This is a genomic window from Mycobacterium sp. UM_Kg1, assembly GCF_000972925.1.
GTDB classification, from domain to species: domain Bacteria; phylum Actinomycetota; class Actinomycetes; order Mycobacteriales; family Mycobacteriaceae; genus Mycobacterium; species Mycobacterium hiberniae.
Genome location: NZ_JRMK01000099.1, coordinates 1 through 16,686 on the forward strand (window position 1 = coordinate 1; position 16,686 = coordinate 16,686).

At 68.8% G+C, this 16,686-nt stretch carries 12 protein-coding genes and 1 pseudogene; 6 read left to right on the plus strand and 7 right to left on the minus strand.

Features of this window, described 5'->3' with window-relative positions; all coding sequences use genetic code 11:
* Window positions 1-286: hotdog family protein (locus tag LI92_RS15110; protein WP_502691457.1), on the minus strand; the 286-nt coding region annotated here is incomplete at its 3' end.
* Between the two features lie 27 nt (window positions 287-313).
* Between LI92_RS15110 and LI92_RS15115 the strand changes: the two genes are divergently transcribed.
* Window positions 314-1,459 (plus strand): acyl-CoA dehydrogenase family protein, encoded by a 1,146-nt coding sequence (locus LI92_RS15115; RefSeq protein ID WP_152665490.1) that lies wholly within the window; start codon window positions 314-316, stop codon window positions 1,457-1,459.
* Between the two features lie 21 nt (window positions 1,460-1,480).
* On the opposite strand, the gene fadD4 is transcribed toward LI92_RS15115, so the two are convergent.
* From fadD4 to LI92_RS15135, 4 genes are all read right to left on the minus strand, one after another.
* On the minus strand, window positions 1,481-2,998 hold the full coding sequence (gene fadD4, locus LI92_RS15120; RefSeq protein WP_046320211.1) for a fatty-acid--CoA ligase FadD4: 1,518 nt from the start codon (window positions 2,996-2,998) through the stop codon (window positions 1,481-1,483).
* 123 nt (window positions 2,999-3,121) lie between these two features.
* Window positions 3,122-4,945 carry a phosphoenolpyruvate carboxykinase (GTP) gene (locus LI92_RS15125; protein WP_046320212.1) on the minus strand — a complete coding sequence of 608 codons (1,824 nt, stop codon included), beginning with the start codon at window positions 4,943-4,945 and terminating at the stop codon, window positions 3,122-3,124.
* 160 nt (window positions 4,946-5,105) lie between these two features.
* A complete protein-coding gene (locus tag LI92_RS15130) occupies window positions 5,106-6,548 on the minus strand; it encodes a hypothetical protein (RefSeq protein WP_046320213.1) in 1,443 nt (480 codons plus the stop codon).
* Complete coding sequence (locus LI92_RS15135) at window positions 6,545-7,477, minus strand: hypothetical protein (protein WP_192830061.1); 933 nt, start codon at window positions 7,475-7,477, stop codon at window positions 6,545-6,547. Before LI92_RS15135 ends, LI92_RS15130 begins: the two co-directional genes overlap by 4 nt.
* 143 nt (window positions 7,478-7,620) lie before the next feature.
* Between LI92_RS15135 and trmB the strand changes: the two genes are divergently transcribed.
* The 3 genes from trmB to mmpL3 all read left to right on the plus strand — a co-directional run bounded on the left by trmB (window position 7,621) and on the right by mmpL3 (window position 12,022).
* Window positions 7,621-8,376, plus strand: coding sequence for a tRNA (guanosine(46)-N7)-methyltransferase TrmB (trmB, locus tag LI92_RS15140; protein WP_046320225.1), 756 nt, complete (start codon window positions 7,621-7,623; stop codon window positions 8,374-8,376).
* A gap of 53 nt (window positions 8,377-8,429) precedes the next feature.
* Window positions 8,430-9,056, plus strand: a complete 627-nt coding sequence (locus LI92_RS15145) for an NYN domain-containing protein (protein WP_152665491.1) — start codon at window positions 8,430-8,432, stop codon at window positions 9,054-9,056.
* 74 nt (window positions 9,057-9,130) lie between these two features.
* Window positions 9,131-12,022, plus strand: a complete 2,892-nt coding sequence (mmpL3, locus tag LI92_RS15150; protein WP_046320216.1) for a trehalose monomycolate exporter MmpL3 — start codon at window positions 9,131-9,133, stop codon at window positions 12,020-12,022.
* Here the strand turns inward: mmpL3 and LI92_RS15155 are convergent.
* Window positions 11,982-13,139: an AI-2E family transporter gene (locus LI92_RS15155; RefSeq protein ID WP_046320217.1), complete on the minus strand. Its 1,158-nt coding sequence runs from the start codon at window positions 13,137-13,139 to the stop codon at window positions 11,982-11,984. The genes mmpL3 and LI92_RS15155 overlap by 41 nt on opposite strands.
* 54 nt (window positions 13,140-13,193) lie before the next feature.
* Here LI92_RS15155 and LI92_RS15160 point away from each other — a divergent pair, with 54 nt between their 5' ends.
* Complete coding sequence (locus LI92_RS15160) at window positions 13,194-14,453, plus strand: lysylphosphatidylglycerol synthase transmembrane domain-containing protein (protein ID WP_046320218.1); 1,260 nt, start codon at window positions 13,194-13,196, stop codon at window positions 14,451-14,453.
* A gap of 16 nt (window positions 14,454-14,469) precedes the next feature.
* Here LI92_RS15160 and LI92_RS22410 read toward each other — a convergent pair.
* Window positions 14,470-14,835: pseudogene (locus tag LI92_RS22410) on the minus strand (hemophore); the annotation flags it as partial.
* A 323-nt stretch (window positions 14,836-15,158) separates the two neighbouring features.
* Between LI92_RS22410 and LI92_RS15170 the strand changes: the two are divergent.
* Window positions 15,159-16,686 (plus strand): MMPL family transporter (locus LI92_RS15170; RefSeq protein ID WP_046320221.1); only part of this gene is annotated, 1,528 nt, incomplete at its 3' end.

Here is a 16,686-nt window from a genome sequence, read left to right on the forward strand (position 1 = left end):
CCGGATACCGGAAGAACGCCAGGCCTCGGTAGAAGAGGTTGGCCTTGACCCGCCGCGTGACCAACGTGGACTGCCCGATCGCGACATCGCAGACCAGCCCGGGATGGGCCAGCGGGGTCGTCGCCCCGGTCACCGCCTGCGACAACTCGGCGTCCAGCGGCAGGCGCAACCGGTCGCCGAGAATCGCCTGATGCAGCGCCGCGGCACCGGCCGTCAGCGTCATCGACGGTGCCCCGTCGAACACCTGGCCGACCTGAAGATCATCGAAGTAGGGGCCGCTGGTCATGGGCAAATCCTGGCATACGGTGTAGCGGTGACCCCTGAAGAGTCTATCTTGGTGGAAACCGTCCGGCAGTTCATCGACCGCGAGGTCAAACCGAGCGTCCGCGACGTCGAGCACGCCAACACCTATCCGCAGGCGTGGATCGAACAGATGAAGCATCTCGGCATCTACGGTCTCGCGGTTCCCGAGGAGTACGGCGGCACACCGGTGTCGATGCCGTGCTACGTGCTTGTCACCCAGGAACTGGCCCGTGGCTGGATGAGCCTGGCCGGGGCGATGGGCGGCCACACCGTCGTCGCCAAGCTGCTGACGCTGTTCGGCACCGAGGAGCAGAAGCAGCGCTACCTGCCCGCCATGGCCACCGGGGCACTGCGGGCCACCATGGCCCTGACCGAGCCCGGCGGCGGCAGCGACCTGCAGAACATGACGACGACGGCCCTGCCGACCGGTGACGACCTGGTGATCAACGGCGCCAAGACCTGGATCTCCAACGCCCGGTACTCCGGATTGATCGCCCTTTTGGCCAAGACCGATCCGCACGCCGAGCCCAAGCACCGGGGTATCTCCGTGGTGCTGGTGGACAATCCCAGCCCCGGCCTCACGGTGTCACGGGACCTGCCGAAGCTGGGCTACAAGGGCGTGGAGAGCTGCGAACTGAGCTTCGACGGCTGCCGGGTGCCGGCGACCGCGGTACTCGGCGGCGCACCCGGAAGTGGCTTTGCCCAGATGATGAAGGGCCTGGAGACCGGCCGCATCCAGGTGGCGGCCCGGGCCCTGGGGGTGGCGACCGCCGCACTCGAAGACGCGCTGGCCTACGCACAGCAGCGGGAGAGCTTCGGCCAGCCGATCTGGAAGCACCAGAGTGTGGGCAACTATCTGGCCGAGATGGCCACCAAGCTGACGGCGGCCCGCCAGCTCACCCGGTACGCCGCCGAACGCTATGACAGTGGTCAGCGCTGCGACATGGAGGCCGGCATGGCCAAGTTGTTCGCCTCGGAAGCTGCGATGGAGATCGCGCTCAACGCGGTGCGCATCCACGGCGGCTACGGATATTCGACCGAATACGACGTGGAACGCTACTTCCGCGATGCGCCGCTGATGATCGTCGGCGAGGGCACCAACGAGATTCAGCGCAACGTGATCGCGGCGCAGCTGGTGGCCCGCGGCGGGATCTAGCCCGCCCGCGGGCCCGGTCTGCTACGCCGAGTACTTGGCCACCAGTTCGTTCTTGTAGAGCTTGCCGGTGTCGGTACGCGGCAACTGCTCTTCGAAAGCGATCGATCGCGGACACTTGTAGTGCGCCAACCGATCCCGCACCCAAGCCAGAAGTTCCGCAGCGAACTCGGGTGTGGCGTCGGCGGGGTCGACGGTCTGCACCGCCGCCTTCACGCTCTGGCCCATCTCGTCGTCGGGGATGCCGAACACCGCGGCGTCGAGCACCTTCGGGTGGGTGATCAACAGGTTCTCGGCTTCCTGCGGATAGATGTTCACACCGCCGGAGATGATCATGTGATGGCGGCGGTCGGTGAGGTACAGGTAGCCCTCATCGTCGAGGTAGCCGACGTCGCCGACCGTGGTCCAGCCCTGGGGATGCCGGGACTTGGCCGTCTTGTCCGGATCGTTGAGGTATTCGAAGGCGTTGCCGCCCTCGAAGTAGATCTCGCCCGGCTGACCGGGCGGCAGCTCATTGCCGTCCTCGTCGAGGATGTGCACGGCACCGAACATGGCCTTGCCGACCGAGCCGGGGTGCTTCAGCCACTCGTCGGCACTGATGAGCGTGGAGCCGTGCGCTTCGGATGAGGCGTAGTACTCATCGACGATCGGCCCCCACCAGTCGATCATCTGCTGCTTGATCTCCACCGGGCACGGCGCGGCCGCGTGCATGACCCGCTTGAGGCTGGACACGTCATAGGAGGCACGTACGTCCGCAGGCAGCTTCAGCATCCGGGTGAAGTGTGCGGGCACGAACTGGGCGTGGGTGACCCCATAGCGCCCGATTGCGTCCAGTGCGGACTCGGCGTCGAATTTCTCCATGACGACGGTGGTCAGACCGGCCGCCTGCACCTGCATCGACCAGACCGAGGGCGCGGTGTGATACAGCGGCGCGGGGCTCAGATAGACCGAGCCCGGGCCCATCCATACCGAGACCAGCATCGCCATCAGTCCCGGCACCTCACTCGGCGGCAGGTGCGGCAGCGGACGCTTGATGCCCTTCGGACGGCCGGTGGTGCCCGAGGAGTACTGCAGCAGATCACCCTCGATCTCGTCGTCGATGGGCGTGACGGGTTGGTCGGCGACGCATTGCGGGTAGCTCTGCCAGCCGTCCAGGTCGTCATCGGCGATGAGCAGCAGATCGGGCAGGCCGGCCGGCAGGTTCTCGGCGAGGTTCGCGCAGGTTTCGCGCAGCGCGGCCGAGCCGATGATCGCTTTGGCGTTGCTGTTGTCGATGATGTAGGCAGCTTCGGCGGCGGTCAGGTGGGTGTTGATCGGGACGTAGTACAGACCGCTGCGTCGCGCACCCCACATCGCAGCGTGGATGTGCTCGTTGTTCTCCATGAGGATCGCCACGACATCGCCCTCGACCAGACCTGCGGCCCGGAAGAAGTGCGCCAGCCTGTTCGCCCGGGCTTCCAGCTCACCGAAACTGACGACCGTACCCGAGGGGTGCAGGATGATGGCCGGGTTGTCGGCATCGACGTGTTCGCGAATCTGCATGGGCTGACTGTACTGGGACCAAACTTGACGGCTGTCAAGCGGTGCCCTGCCGGCGGGGGCGGCCAAACAGAACCGCACCCGGGGAGACCCCGAGTGCGGTTTCTGTACGTAGGGAGAGGGCTGCTAGCCCAGCCGCTGCTTGAGAGCGTCGAACTCGTCGCGCAGGCCGCTGGGCAGCTTGTCGCCGACGAACTCGAACCACTCCTCGATCAGCGGCAGCTCGGCGCGCCACTCGGCGGCGTCGACGATCAGCGCCTGGTCCACATCGTCGGCCGAGACGTCCAATCCGTCCAGATCCAGGTCGGCAGCGCTCGGCACGATACCGATCGGGGTCTCCCGGCCGCCGGCGTTGCCCTCGACCCGCTCGATGATCCACTTGAGCACCCGGCTGTTCTCGCCGAAGCCCGGCCACAGGAAACGGCCGTCCTCGCCACGCCGGAACCAGTTGACGAAGAACACCTTCGGCAGCTTCGACTCATCGGCGTTCTTGCCGGTGTCGATCCAGTGCTGCATGTAGTCGCCCACGTTGTAGCCGATGAACGGCAGCATCGCCATCGGGTCGCGGCGAACCTTGCCCACCGTGCCCTCGGCGGCAGCGGTCTGCTCGCTGCCCATGGTCGCGCCGATGAAGACGCCGTGCTGCCAGTCGCGAGCTTCGCTGACCAGCGGCACCGTGGTCTTGCGGCGGGCACCGAACAGGATCGCCGAGATCGGCACACCGGCCGGGTCGTCCCACTCCGGAGCCAGGATGGGGCACTGCGACATCGGCGTGCAGTACCGCGAATTCGGGTGGGCCGCAGGGGTCTCGGTCTTGCCCCCGTACCAGTCGTTGCCCTTCCAGTCGATCAGGTGTTCGGGGACGTCACCGTCGATGCCCTCCCACCACACGTCGTTGTCGTCGGTGCGTGCGACGTTGGTGTAGACGGTGTTGCCGGCCTCCAGCGTGACCATGGCGTTGGGGTTGGAGCTGCGGCTGGTACCCGGCGCCACCCCGAAGAAGCCGAACTCGGGGTTCACCGCGTAGAGCCGGCCGTCCTTGCCGAACCGCATCCAGGCGATGTCGTCACCGAGGGTCTCGGCGCGCCACCCCGGGATGGTCGGCTGGATCATCGCCAGGTTGGTCTTGCCACACGCCGAGGGGAAAGCGGCCGCGATGTAGTAGGCCTTGTTCTCCGGCGAGATCAGCTTGAGGATCAGCATGTGCTCGGCCAGCCAGCCCTCGTCGTGGGCCATCGCCGAGGCGATCCGCAGTGCGTAGCACTTCTTGCCCAGCAGGGCATTGCCGCCGTATCCCGAGCCGTAGCTCCAGATCTCACGGGTCTCCGGGAAGTGGGTGATGTACTTCTCGGTGTTGCAGGGCCACGGCACATCCTGCTCTCCGTCGGCCAGCGGCGCACCCACCGAGTGCAGACCCTTGACGTAAGCCCCGTCGGTGCCGATCTTCTCCAGCGCCGCGGTGCCCATCCGGGTCATCACCTTCATCGACGCCACCACGTAAGGCGAGTCAGTGATCTCCACGCCGAGCTTGGGGTCTTCGGCACCCAACGGCCCCATGCAGAACGGGATGACGTACATGGTGCGGCCGCGCATGCAGCCCCGGTACAGCTCCGTCATGGTGGCCCGCATCTCGTCGGGGTCCACCCAGTTGTTGGTGGGGCCGGCGTCTTCCTTGGTGCGGCTGCAGATGTAGGTCCGCGACTCGACTCGGGCCACATCGGCCGGGTCGGACAGCGCCAGGTAGGAGTTGGGGCGCTTCTCCTCGTCGAGTTTGACCGCCGCACCGGACTCCACCAGCATGGCCATCAACCGGTTCCACTCTTCGTCGGAGCCGTCCGACCACTCCACCCGGTCAGGCTGAGTCAGCTCCGCGACCTCCCGAACCCAGGCCAGCAACCCGCTGTGTTTCGTCGGGGCGGCGTCCAGACCGGGAATGGTCGCTGAGGTCATTGAGCTCTCCTGTGTAACCTGTGTCACTTGGTGGCGTTGTCGCAGATGCGCGCCGCTGCTCACCTCTTATACCGTCATTAGATAAGAGATTACCGTGGATAGCTTCGCGGGTCGAAGCGGCCACATCCGGCGGCCCGCGAGCGCGGCCCGCGACACCGGATCACGCGGATTCTCCCAGCTCAGCGCCGACTCGTTCCAGGGCCCGCCGCAGCTGCGGCAGCGCGCGCTCGGCCACCGCCGCCGCCCGGGCCGCGGCGGCGGCGTGCTCGCGCAGTTCCCGGTCCAGCTCCGCCACCCGGCCGGCGACGCGCCCGGCGTCGGCCTCGTTGCGAAGGGCCAGTTCGGCGGAGAGTGCCGCCTCGGCGGCGACCAGCCGCAGGGCCACCAGATCCCGTAGCTCGCGGCGCAGCACGCCGGTTGCCTCGCCGACCCAGCGTTCGAGCACCGCCCGGTCGCGCAGGATTCCCCGGATCCGCACCACCCACCCGGCGATCGCCAGTCCGGCAACGGCACAGCCGGCCGCTCCGACCGCCGCCAGACCCGGCGCCAGATCTGCCAGGACCCGGCTCAACGTCAACGCCGTGCCCAGCCCGAAACCGATGCCCAACACCGTCATCAGCTGAGTCTCCAGCCGTCGGGACTCCAGTGGAGGCGTACCGGGGCCGGCCGCCGGCGGCGGGCGGTCCCCCGCCGGCCACGAATCCTCGGCCAGCCCCAGTCCCCCCGCGATGCCGGCCACCTGGTCGCCGATCGCATGGTCGACCTCGGCCGCCACCTCGGCCAACCGGTCGCCGACATAGGTCTGGAATTCGGCCGGCCTGCGTCGAGTCATGCCCGTGACGTCTTCGGTGAGTTCGCCGCGCACCGCAGCGCACCGCTTGTCGGCGAACTGAGACAGCCGCACCCGCGCCTGGGCGAGGCGGCTGCGCAGCGAGATCACCCGCTCCGCCTTCGCGATCCGCTGCCGGCGCACCAATTGCTCGCGCCGCTCCCGCAGTAATTGCACCCGAGCACGCCGCCCCTCGGCGCGCAGGTCGCGATCGGTGCGGTCGGCGTCGGCGCGCAACTGACACTGCCAGGCCCGCAGCCGGTTGCGCCGGTGGGCATCGCCGCTGCCGAGCGCGGCGGCCAGTGCCGCGATAACGTCGTCGACCCGCGGGGTGCCGCGCTCAGGTGCGGCAGCCGCTCCCACCCAGACCACATCGCGGTAGCGCGCGGCGTGCCCGGCGAGCATCTCGCGTGCCACCGCCAGCATCTGCGGCCACTGCCGGTGCACGTCGATCTTGGACACGACGCCGATCACCACGTCGGTGTGGGCCGCCGCGGCATCGAACAGCGCACAGTCCGACGGCGTCAACGCGGCGGCCGCCGACACCACGAACACCACCGCCAAGGGCACGTCGCCGGGGCCCAGATCACCGGCCTCGCGCACCGGCCACTGCGGGATCCGATCGGCCAGCGCGGCGGTCATCGCACCGACTCCGGCCAGCCACGGCCCGGTCACCACCACCACGTCGCGGCGCCGGACCGCCGGGGGACGCAGCCCGGGGGCGATCTCGGCGATCAGGGCATCCACCTCCGCGGCCGGGTCCGGGACGTTCACGCCAAACCTCGAGCCGACACCCAGGCCCGCAGCGATCCCCGGGCGATATCGGCCGCACACGCCCGCTGGGCGGCACCGACCGGCGCGCTGCGCAGGCCGTGCCAGCGGCGGGCCCGGGCCAGCACCGGTTCGTCCGCCGCACCGACCGCGGCGACCGCGGCCGCCGACCGGGCGGCCACCGTCGTGTCACGAACCAGAAACTCGTCGATGCGATCGTCGGCCACCGCCATCGCCGCCAAGCGGGTCACCGCCTCGGCCATGCGCCGGTGGTACGCGGCGGCACCCAGCGCCGCCAGCCGGGCCGCAACGCCGTCGACGTTGCTGAGCCGGCCCAGCAGCGCCCGCGCGTGCGCCGCGGTGCCGTCCTGCCCGGCCAGGCCGAGCAGTGCCGCGACCCCGGACACGTCGATGACGGCGCACAACCTCTCTCGCGTTGCGCGCGGCACCGGATGCGGACCGCTCACGAAGTGCTCGGCCGAGCGCAGATCGGCGGGCCGGGATGCAAGGCAGCGCAGCGCCTCCCACAACGGACCGTCCAGCCCGCCGGGGCGGGCAGCCAGCGCGAAGAGCGCCGAGAGCGGTTCGACCGGGATCGGCATCGCCGCCCCGCCACGACCCGGCAGGTCCGCCTTGTTCAGCACCACCAGTACCGGCTCGCGCGCGGCGCGTACCGCGACGATGTCCTCCGGCTTGACCACCTCGGCGACCACACGGACGGCCACGTCGGCGGCATGGGCTCGCTCGGCAATGCGCAGCCCGGTGGCGGCCAGCGCCGCAGCCACGGTCCGTCGGCCGACGCCGCGCCTGCCGTGGACGGCGACCCGCAGCGGCGCGGTGATGCCGGCGGCGAGCATCGCCAGCCGCGAGTCACAGCTTTGGGCGGCCAAGCCGGTCAGCTCGGCGGCGAAGAGTTGGTGTCCCGGTGTCACGACCATGCCTCCCCGCAATCGGTCCGGGCCATGGTCTCAGCTGCGCAGCCCGGCCGCGAGTCACCGCTGCGCCAGGCAACTGTTGCGTATCAATGTGGACCGCGAAGTGGGTACTCACGGGTCTATGGGCCACCATGGACTGCATGCATTCGCCGCGCGACGTCGAAACGGCACCAGACGTCCCTGGCGTCCAAGCCTCCGCTCCACGCCGTTTCCGCAACTTCAGCGTCCGCTATCGGCACTCGGCTCTGTCGGCCGGCCAACGCCAGACCTGGGAGCGGCTCTGGCCGGAGCTGGGCGCCGACGTCGTGCCCCCGCAGGGGTCCGAGCGTCCTCAGCCGCTGGATCCACGCCGCTGGTTCGGCCGAGATGCCCCGGTCGTGCTCGAGATCGGCTGCGGAGCCGGCACCTCGACCGTCGCGATGGCACAGGCCGAGCCGGACTTGGACGTGCTGGCCGTGGAGGTCTACGAGCGCGGACTGGCACAGCTGCTGTGCGCGATCGAACGCGAGCAGCTGGGCAACATTCGCCTGTTGCGCGGCGACGGTCTCGATGTGCTTGAGTACCTGATCGCCCCGGCATCGCTGACCGGGGTGCGCGTGTTCTTCCCCGACCCCTGGCCCAAAGCGCGCCACCACAAGCGGCGGCTGCTGCAACCGGCCACCATGGCCCTGATCGCCGATCGGTTGCGGCCCGGCGGCGTGCTGCACGCGGCGACCGACCATGCCGACTACGCCCTGCAGATCGCCGAGGCCGGTGACGGCGAACCGGGCCTGCGCCGGGTGTCCGGGGAGGCAGCGTTGCCGATCTCGATCGACCGCCCCACCACCAAGTACGAGGCCAAGGGCCGTGCGGCGGGCAGCGTGATCAACGAGTTCGTCTGGGAGCGGATCCCGTGACCGCCGCCGAGCTGGCCGCCGAGCCGACCGGAGCCGATCCGGGCAGCGAGGAGATGCCGGCCCAGCGGGTGTTGCTGGTGTGGGACGCCCCGAACCTGGACATGGGTCTGGGGGCCATCCTGGGCCGCCGCCCGACCGGGGTGGAGCGGCCCCGCTTCGACGCGCTGGGCCGCTGGTTGCTCCAGCGGACCACCGAGGTGGCGGCGGCCCACCCGCAGATCCGCGTCGAGCCCGAGGCCACGGTGTTCACCAACATCGCTCCGGGCAGCGCCGACGTTGTCCGCCCGTGGGTCGAAGCGTTGCGTAATGTGGGTTTCGCAGTCTTTGCCAAGCCGAAGATCGATGAGGACAGCGATGTCGATTCCGACATGCTCGAACACATCGCGCTGCGCAAGGACCAGGGACTGGTGGCCGTGGCCGTGGCATCCGCCGACGGTCAGGCGTTCCGGGAACCGCTGGAAGAACTCAGCGGACTCGGCATAGCCGTTACCGTGCTCGGATTTCGCGAACATGCGAGCTGGGCGCTAGCCTCGGATACCTTGGAGTTCGTCGACCTCGAGGACATCCCTGGTGTGTTTCGGGAGCGGCTGCCGCGGATCAGCTTGGATTCGCTGCCGGAACAGGGGGCGTGGCTCCAGCCGTTCCGGCCGCTGAGTTCACTGCTGAACTCACGAGAGTGACAACTGGAGAACCCGAAGTCAGCGAAGCGCGGGTCCAAAAGATGTCTCCACAGACCTTAGTAAGGAGCGTATAGGTGTTCGCCTGGTGGGGTCGAACTGTATACCGCTACCGGTTCATCGTAATCGGCGTGATGGTGGCGCTCTGCCTGGGTGGCGGCGTGTATGGGATGAGCCTGGGTGACCACGTCACCCAGAGCGGCTTCTACGACGACGGCAGCCAGTCGGTGCGGGCATCGATCGTCGGCGACGAGGTCTACGGGCGAGACCGCACCAGCCATGTGGTGGCGGTCTTCACCGCTCCCAAAGGCGAGACAGTCGACGATGAGGAATGGTTCGATTCGGTCAAGAGTGGGCTGAACAAGGTCAAGGACGGACACCCCGACGAGATTCTGAGCTGGGTCGGCTACTTCACCAATCCCGAAGCGCTGTCTTCGATGGCCGACCCGCAGAAAAAGCATGCCTTCGCGTCGATCCAGCTCAAGGGCGACGACGACGACACGATCTTGAAGAACTACCAGGCGGTCGAGCCCGACCTGCAGAAGCTCGACGGCGGCAAGGTCGAGCTCGGCGGCCTGCAACCGATTGCCAACGCGTTGACCGGCACCATCGCCAGCGACCAGAAACGGATGGAAGTCCTGGCGCTGCCGCTGGTGGCGGTGGTGTTGTTCTTCGTGTTCGGCGGGGTGATCGCCGCCAGCCTGCCCGTTATCGTCGGTGGTCTCAGCATCGCCGGGGCGACCGGCATCCTGCAGCTCACTACGCACTTCGGGCCGGTGCACTTCTTCGCCCAGCCGGTGGTGTCGCTGATCGGCCTGGGCATCGCGATCGACTACGGCCTGTTCGTGGTGAGCCGGTTCCGCGAAGAGATCGCCGAGGGGTATGACACCGAGGCGGCGGTCCGGCGCTCGGTGATGACCGCGGGACGCACGGTGGTGTTCTCGGCGGTGCTGATCATCGTGTCGTGTGCCAGCCTGCTGGTACTTCCGCAGGGTTTCGTGCATTCGCTGACCTATGCGTTCTTCGCCTCGGTGGGGCTGGCCGCGCTGCTGTCGATCACCCTGCTGCCGGCCATTCTGGGCGTGCTGGGGACCAACGTCGACGCGCTCGGCGTCCGCACCCTGTACCGCATTCCGTTCCTGCGGGAATGGGAGTTCTCCAACCGCATCATCGCCTGGTTCGCCGAGAAGACCCAGAAGACCAAGACTCGCGAAGAGGTCGAGGCCGGATTCTGGGGCAAGCTGGTCAACTACGTCATGCAGCGGCCGCTGGCATTTGCGATCCCCATCGTGGTGGCGATGATCCTGCTGATCATCCCGCTGGGGAAGCTGTCGTTCGGCGGTATGAGCGAGAAGTATCTGCCGCCGGACAACACCGCCCGGGTCGCCCAGGAGCACTTCGACGAGATCTTCCCCGGCTTCCGCACCGAGAAGCTGACGCTGGTGATCGAGAGCGACACCGGCAAGCCGGTCACCGACCAGCAGGTTGCCGACATCCGCAACCGGGCGATGTCGATCGGCGGGTTTGTGGTTCCCGACGACGACCCCAGCGAAATGTGGAAGGAACGCCCGTACCTTCCCGGCGCATCCAAGGATGACTCCGTGCGGGTGATCGAGAACGGCCTGATCAACCGCAACGATGCGGCGCAGAAGATCAAGGCGTTGCGCGCGATGAGCACGCCCAAGGGCCTCACCGTGCTCGTCGGCGGCACCCCGGCACTTGAGCAGGACAGCATCCACGCCATGGTGGACAAGGGACCGCTGATGCTGGTGATCTTGCTGACCACCACCACGCTGCTGATGTTCCTGGCCTTCGGGTCCTTGGTGCTGCCGTTGAAGGCCGCGGTTATGAGCGCGCTGACCATCGGCTCGACCATGGGCATCTTGACCTGGATGTTCGTCGACGGCCATGGCGCGGGCCTGCTGAACTTCACGCCCACACCACTGATGGTGGTGGTGATCGCCCTGGTGGTGGCGGTCGGCTGGGGCCTGGCCACCGACTATGAGGTCTTCCTGGTCTCCCGAATGGTGGAGGCACGCGAATCGGGAATGTCGACCACCGAGGCGATCCGGATCGGTACGGCCACCACCGGCCGGCTGATCACCGCCGCCGCGTTGATCCTCGCGGTGGTTGCCGCGTCGTTCGTGTTCTCCGACTTGGTGATGATGAAGTACCTGGCGTTCGGCCTGATGGCGGCGTTGCTGCTCGACGCCACCGTCATCCGGATGTTCCTGGTGCCCGCGGTGATGAAGCTTCTCGGCGACGACTGTTGGTGGGCGCCGCGCTGGATGAAACGCCTCCAGAACCGGATCGGGCTCGGCGAGATCCGGCTGCCCGACGAGCGGCGCCGGGTGGCGCGCCGTCCCGCGACCGCCACGGTCGGGCCCACCCCGGTGGGTGCGGCGGCAGCCCGCCCGACACATGACCCCACCCACCCGGCCCCCGGCCGCGCCGCCCCGGCCCGGTCACGAGTCGCCGAGCAGCTGCCCACCCGGCCGGTCAGCGGCGATCCGTCCAGCGCCCGGACCAACCGGATCAATGCCGGCCCGGCCGAGCCGCCGACCACCCGCTTCACAGCAGCCGATCCGGCCACCGAGCGGGTGGGGTCTCCCGGCGAGGGAGGCGAACGCGAGATCGAGTCGTGGCTGGGCGAGCTGCGCTCCGGCCGGGAGGCAACGCCGCCTCGGCGCGGGCGAGCGGCGCAAACTCCGGCGGATGCGGCCGACGAGCGGACGCGGGCACTGCCCCAGCCCGCCGACGACCTAGGTGCCACGGAGAACGCTCCCACCACCGCTATCCCGGTGCCGGGCACGCAAGGCGATTCCGATGCCCCGGAGACGGAGAAGTTCACCGCTGTCGGCGATCAGGCCGGCGACGCCGCCGCGGACGCCTCGCAGAGCCCGCAGCGCCGTGGCGCCTCAGGAGGTCTCAGCGCTGCTGAACTGCTGCGCCGGGAGGGTCGGTACTGACCTTGCCGGTGCCGGCCTCGCCGGTTTCCGGAGCCTCGGCGTCGTCGACCTCCGGTGGCGGCGGCGCAGAGCTGCCGATCAGCACCCGTACCGCCCGGTCGATGAATGCGATGGCCGGGACGGCGAGCAGCGCGCCGACGATGCCGGCCAGGACTCCGCCTGTGGAGATGCCCAGCACCACCGCCAAGGGGTGAATCGAGACGGCGCGCCCCATGACCAGGGGCTGCAATACGTGGGCTTCGAGTTGGTTGACCGCGATGATCAGCCCCAGGGTGACCAGCGCGTAGATCCAACCCTTGGCGATGAGCGCGACCAGCACGGCCAGCAACCCGGTGAGCACCGCACCGACGAGCGGGATGAACGCCCCCAGGAACACCAACGAGGCCAGCGGGAGCGCCAGTGGCACGGCCATGACCGCCAGACCGATGCCGATACCGAGGGCGTCGACCAGCGCCACCAGGAACGTGGCCCGCACGTAGCCGATCAGCGACTCGAACCCCGCGACACCGGCCGCGTACACGGTGTCGCGTACCCGGCTCGGGAAGACCTTCACGGTGAACCGCCAGATGTCGCGGCCGCCGTAGAGGAAGAAGATCAGCGTGAACAGCACCACGAAGGCACCGGTGAAGATCTTCGTGACGGTCTCGGCCGTCGACAGCGCGCCGCTGGTCAGCTTGGCCTGGTTGTTGCGCAGGCCGTTGACCACCGTGTCGCCGATACTGTCGATCTGTTCGGCACTGAGGTGCAGTGGTCCTTCGACCAGCCAGCGCTGGGTCGAGTTGATCACCTGGGTGACCTGTTCGACCAACTCGGGCACCCCGTCGATGAACTGGTCGACCACGAAGGTCAGCAGGCCGGCCAGTACCGCCAGGCCGCCCAACAGCAGCATGAACACCGCCAGCCCCCGCTGCACACCGTGCGCCGACAGCCAGTCCACGCCGGGCAGCAGCAAGGCCGACACCATCATCGCGATCGCCACCGGGACGAAAATCACCTCGAGGCGCCGGATGACCAGCAGCACCACCAGCACCGCGGCGAACAGCACCAGCAGGCGCCAGGCCCACGCCGCCGCCTTGCGAACAGTCGGATGTACGGATTCGTCTGCGCTGGCTGACATCCCGGTAGCGTAACGATGCCGCAGCGGGTCTACATCAGGTAGCGGAATATCGATATGCCGCGGTTAGCCTCTGAATTCGTGGCTCAGCTTCCCCTTTCTTCCGAATGCGTCGTTCCTGACGCGCCCGGAAGCCGAGCTGCGGCGGCGCGTCCGGGTGGTCGATACCGGTGGGTGCGCCCGGCACTGGTGGCACTGGTGGCAGTGATACTGGCCGTCGAAATGGTGCTGGCATGGGACCAGGTGACTGCCGCGTGGTGCAGCCTGTGCCGCGCCGAGGGCCGATGGCTGTTCGGGGCGATCATCGCCGCGGCGGCTTCCATGCACAGCTTCGCCCAGATTCAGCGGACCCTGCTGGGCTCGGCCGGCGTTCACGTGACGCAGGCACAGTCCGAGGCGGTGTTCTACGCCGCCAACTCACTGAGCACCACCCTGCCCGGGGGGCCGGTGCTGTCGACGACCTTCCTGTACCGGCAGCAGCGACGCTGGGGGGCATCGCCGGTGGTGGCGTCCTGGCAGTTGGTGATGTCGGGGGTGCTGCAGGCGGTCGGTCTGGCCGTACTGGGCCTCGGCGGCGCATTTCTGCTGGGCGCCCGCGGCAACCCCTTCTCGCTGCTGTTCACGGTGGGCGGTTTCATCGCACTGTTGCTGCTGGCGCAGGCAGTCGCTTCGCGGCCGGAGCTGATCGACGGCATAGGCGTGCGGGTGCTGTCCTGGGCCAACTCGGTGCGCGACCGGCCCGCTGACACCGGCCTGGCGACGTGGCGCAGGTTGCTGGGCCAGTTGGAGTCGGTGAGCCTGGGCCGGCGCGCGGCGTCGACGGCGTTCGGCTGGTCCTTGTTCAACTGGGTCGCCGACGTCGCCTGCCTGGCGTGCGCGGCCTACGCGACCGGCGGACAGGCCTCGGTTGCCGGTTTGACGGTGGCCTACGCCGCCGCCCGGGCGGCGGGAACCATTCCCCTGATTCCCGGTGGCCTGCTGGTGGTGGAGGCGGTACTGGTGCCGGGGCTGGTATCGAGCGGACTGGCTTTGCCGGACGCCATCTCGGCGGTGCTGATCTACCGGATGATCAGCTGGCTGCTGGTCTCAGCGGCCGGCTGGGTGGTGTTCTTCTGCCTGTTCCGCACCGACAACGCGGACCACGCCGCCGCGGTGGACGCCCCGGCCCTCAGCGAATGGCTACCGGCTGAGTCACCGAGCCCGCGGGCGGGCCGCTCACCGGCAGGCCGTTTATCGGCAGGCCGCCACCCGGCAGACCGGCGCCCGGCAGGGCGCCCTGGGCGGCCTGCAGCAGCCCGAGCACCTGCGGCAGGCTGATCGCCAGCCTGCACTCCTCGGCGACTTCGGTCACCGGTGCGGTGATCTTGGCCAGGTCGTCCTGAACCTTCGGATTGGCGTCGAAGTGCGCCTTGAGGTTTGCCAAGGTCTGCGGGCCGGGCTGCTGCTGCAGGGCACCGGTCATCACCTGATTGGTGTCCGGGTGCGAGTCCAGGTAGTCGCCGGTGGCGGTGACCACCTTGCCCACCGTGCGGGCGATCTCGCTGGCCACGCAGGGGTCTTTGGCCGCGGTCGCCGAAGGCGCCGACGGGGTGGCCACCAGCGTCGCCGCGACGGCGCCGCCCAGGACGGCGGGCAGGGCGGCCACGGCGCCCCACCTCGCCGGGCGACGGCGCAGGGCGGCGGCATGGGTGCTGTTCACGAACTCTCCTCACGGCAGGCGGGGTTTTGATCCGCGCCGACGGGCCCGATCGCAGCCCGCCCGATGCGCGGTCGGGTGTGCCAGCGATGCCCCCCGGCAACGACCGCGGATCGATCGGCGGTCTTTCGGCCCATCCTGACAGTAACCACCACACCTCGCCACCCCAGCGCAAGTCTCCCCTGGTCACAGTGTGATTCCCGGCGTGCATCAGAGCAGCTCACAGGCGAGCGAAACCACCGGGACGACACTTTGCTGCGGTAGGCTCGCAGCACGCGACGCACCGGTGCGCCGCGTGAGCGGGGAGAGCCGAAATCCAGCAGTTCATGATGCGCCTCAGCAGCAACCTGCGCAGATTCCGCTGGGTGGTCTTCACAGGTTGGCTACTGGCTGTCATCCCCTCGCTCTACCTGGCCGCAACCCAGTCCGGTCACCTCACCGGCGGCGGCTTCGAGGTAGCCGGATCGCAGTCGCTGCATGTGCAGTATCAGCTTGAGGAGCACTTTCCCGAGCAGGGCGCATCTCCGCTGGCCCTGGTGGCCGCACCGCGCGCCGACGCCACCTACCGGGACATGACCGAAGCCGTCGCGCTGCTCCAGCGGACGGCCGCCGAGGTTCCCAGCGTGACGGTGCTGCCGAACACCACACAGCCCCCGCCGCGGCCCGATCGGCCCTACGTCGTGTTGCTGCGGGTCGACTTCAACAACACCGGCGCCGTCGACGTCGCCAAAAAGCTCCGCACCCGCTTGGGGGTCGAAGGCGAACATCCCGGCCGGATCGAGAACGGCTCGGTCAGCCTGTACGTGATCGGCCAGGGTGCGCTGGGCGCCGCCGCGTCGGCGAAGACCAAACAGGACATCGGCGCAGCCGAGCGGTGGAACCTGCCGATCGTGCTGATCGTGCTGCTGGCCGTCTTCGGCTCCTTGGCGGCCGCCGCGATCCCGCTCGCGCTCGGGATCGGCACGGTGATCGTCACCATGGGGCTGGTCTATCTGCTGTCTCTGTTCACCACGATGTCGGTGTTCGTCACGTCGACGGTGTCCATGTTCGGCATCGCCCTGGCGATCGACTATTCGCTGTTCATCCTGATGCGTTACCGCGAGGAACTGCGGTCCGGTCGCCAACCGCAGGAGGCAGCCGACGCGGCGATGGCGACGTCCGGGCTGGCGGTGGGGCTCTCGGGTCTGACCGTGGTGGCCTCGCTCACCGGGATCTATCTGATCAACACACCGGTGCTGGTGTCGATGGCCACCGGAGCGATCCTGGCTGTCTCGGTGGCCGTGCTCGCCTCGATCACCCTGACCCCCGCGGTACTGGCGGTGCTGGGCCGGGCGGTGGCCAAACGATCGGCGCTGCTGCACTGGGCGCGGGGCCCACAAGCCGCCCAGTCGCGGTTCTGGACCAGGTGGACGGCGTCGGTGATGCGCCGGCCCTGGGTCTCGGCGCTGGTGGCGGCAGGCTTCCTGCTCGCGCTCGCGGCACCGGCACTGTCGCTGTCGCTCGGCAACAGCATGCTGCGCCAGTTCGACTCCTCCCACGAGATCCGGGGCGGGGTGGCCGCGGCGTCCCAAGCACTGGGTCCCGGTGCGATGGGACCGGTTCGGGTGCTGGTGACCATCCCGGACTCGAATGCGTCGGCACCCGCTCACGCCGAGACGTTCGCGGCGATCCGCCGGGAGATGTCCGCGGCGCCGCACATCGCCTCGGTGTCGCCGCCGGTGTTCGCCGACGACGACAGCAGCGGTCTGCTGTCGGCGGTGCTGTCGGTCGATCCCGAGGACATGGCCGCCCGCGCCACCGTCGACTGGATGCGCGAACACCTGCCGGCGGCGGCCGGATCGCCGGCGGTGCAGG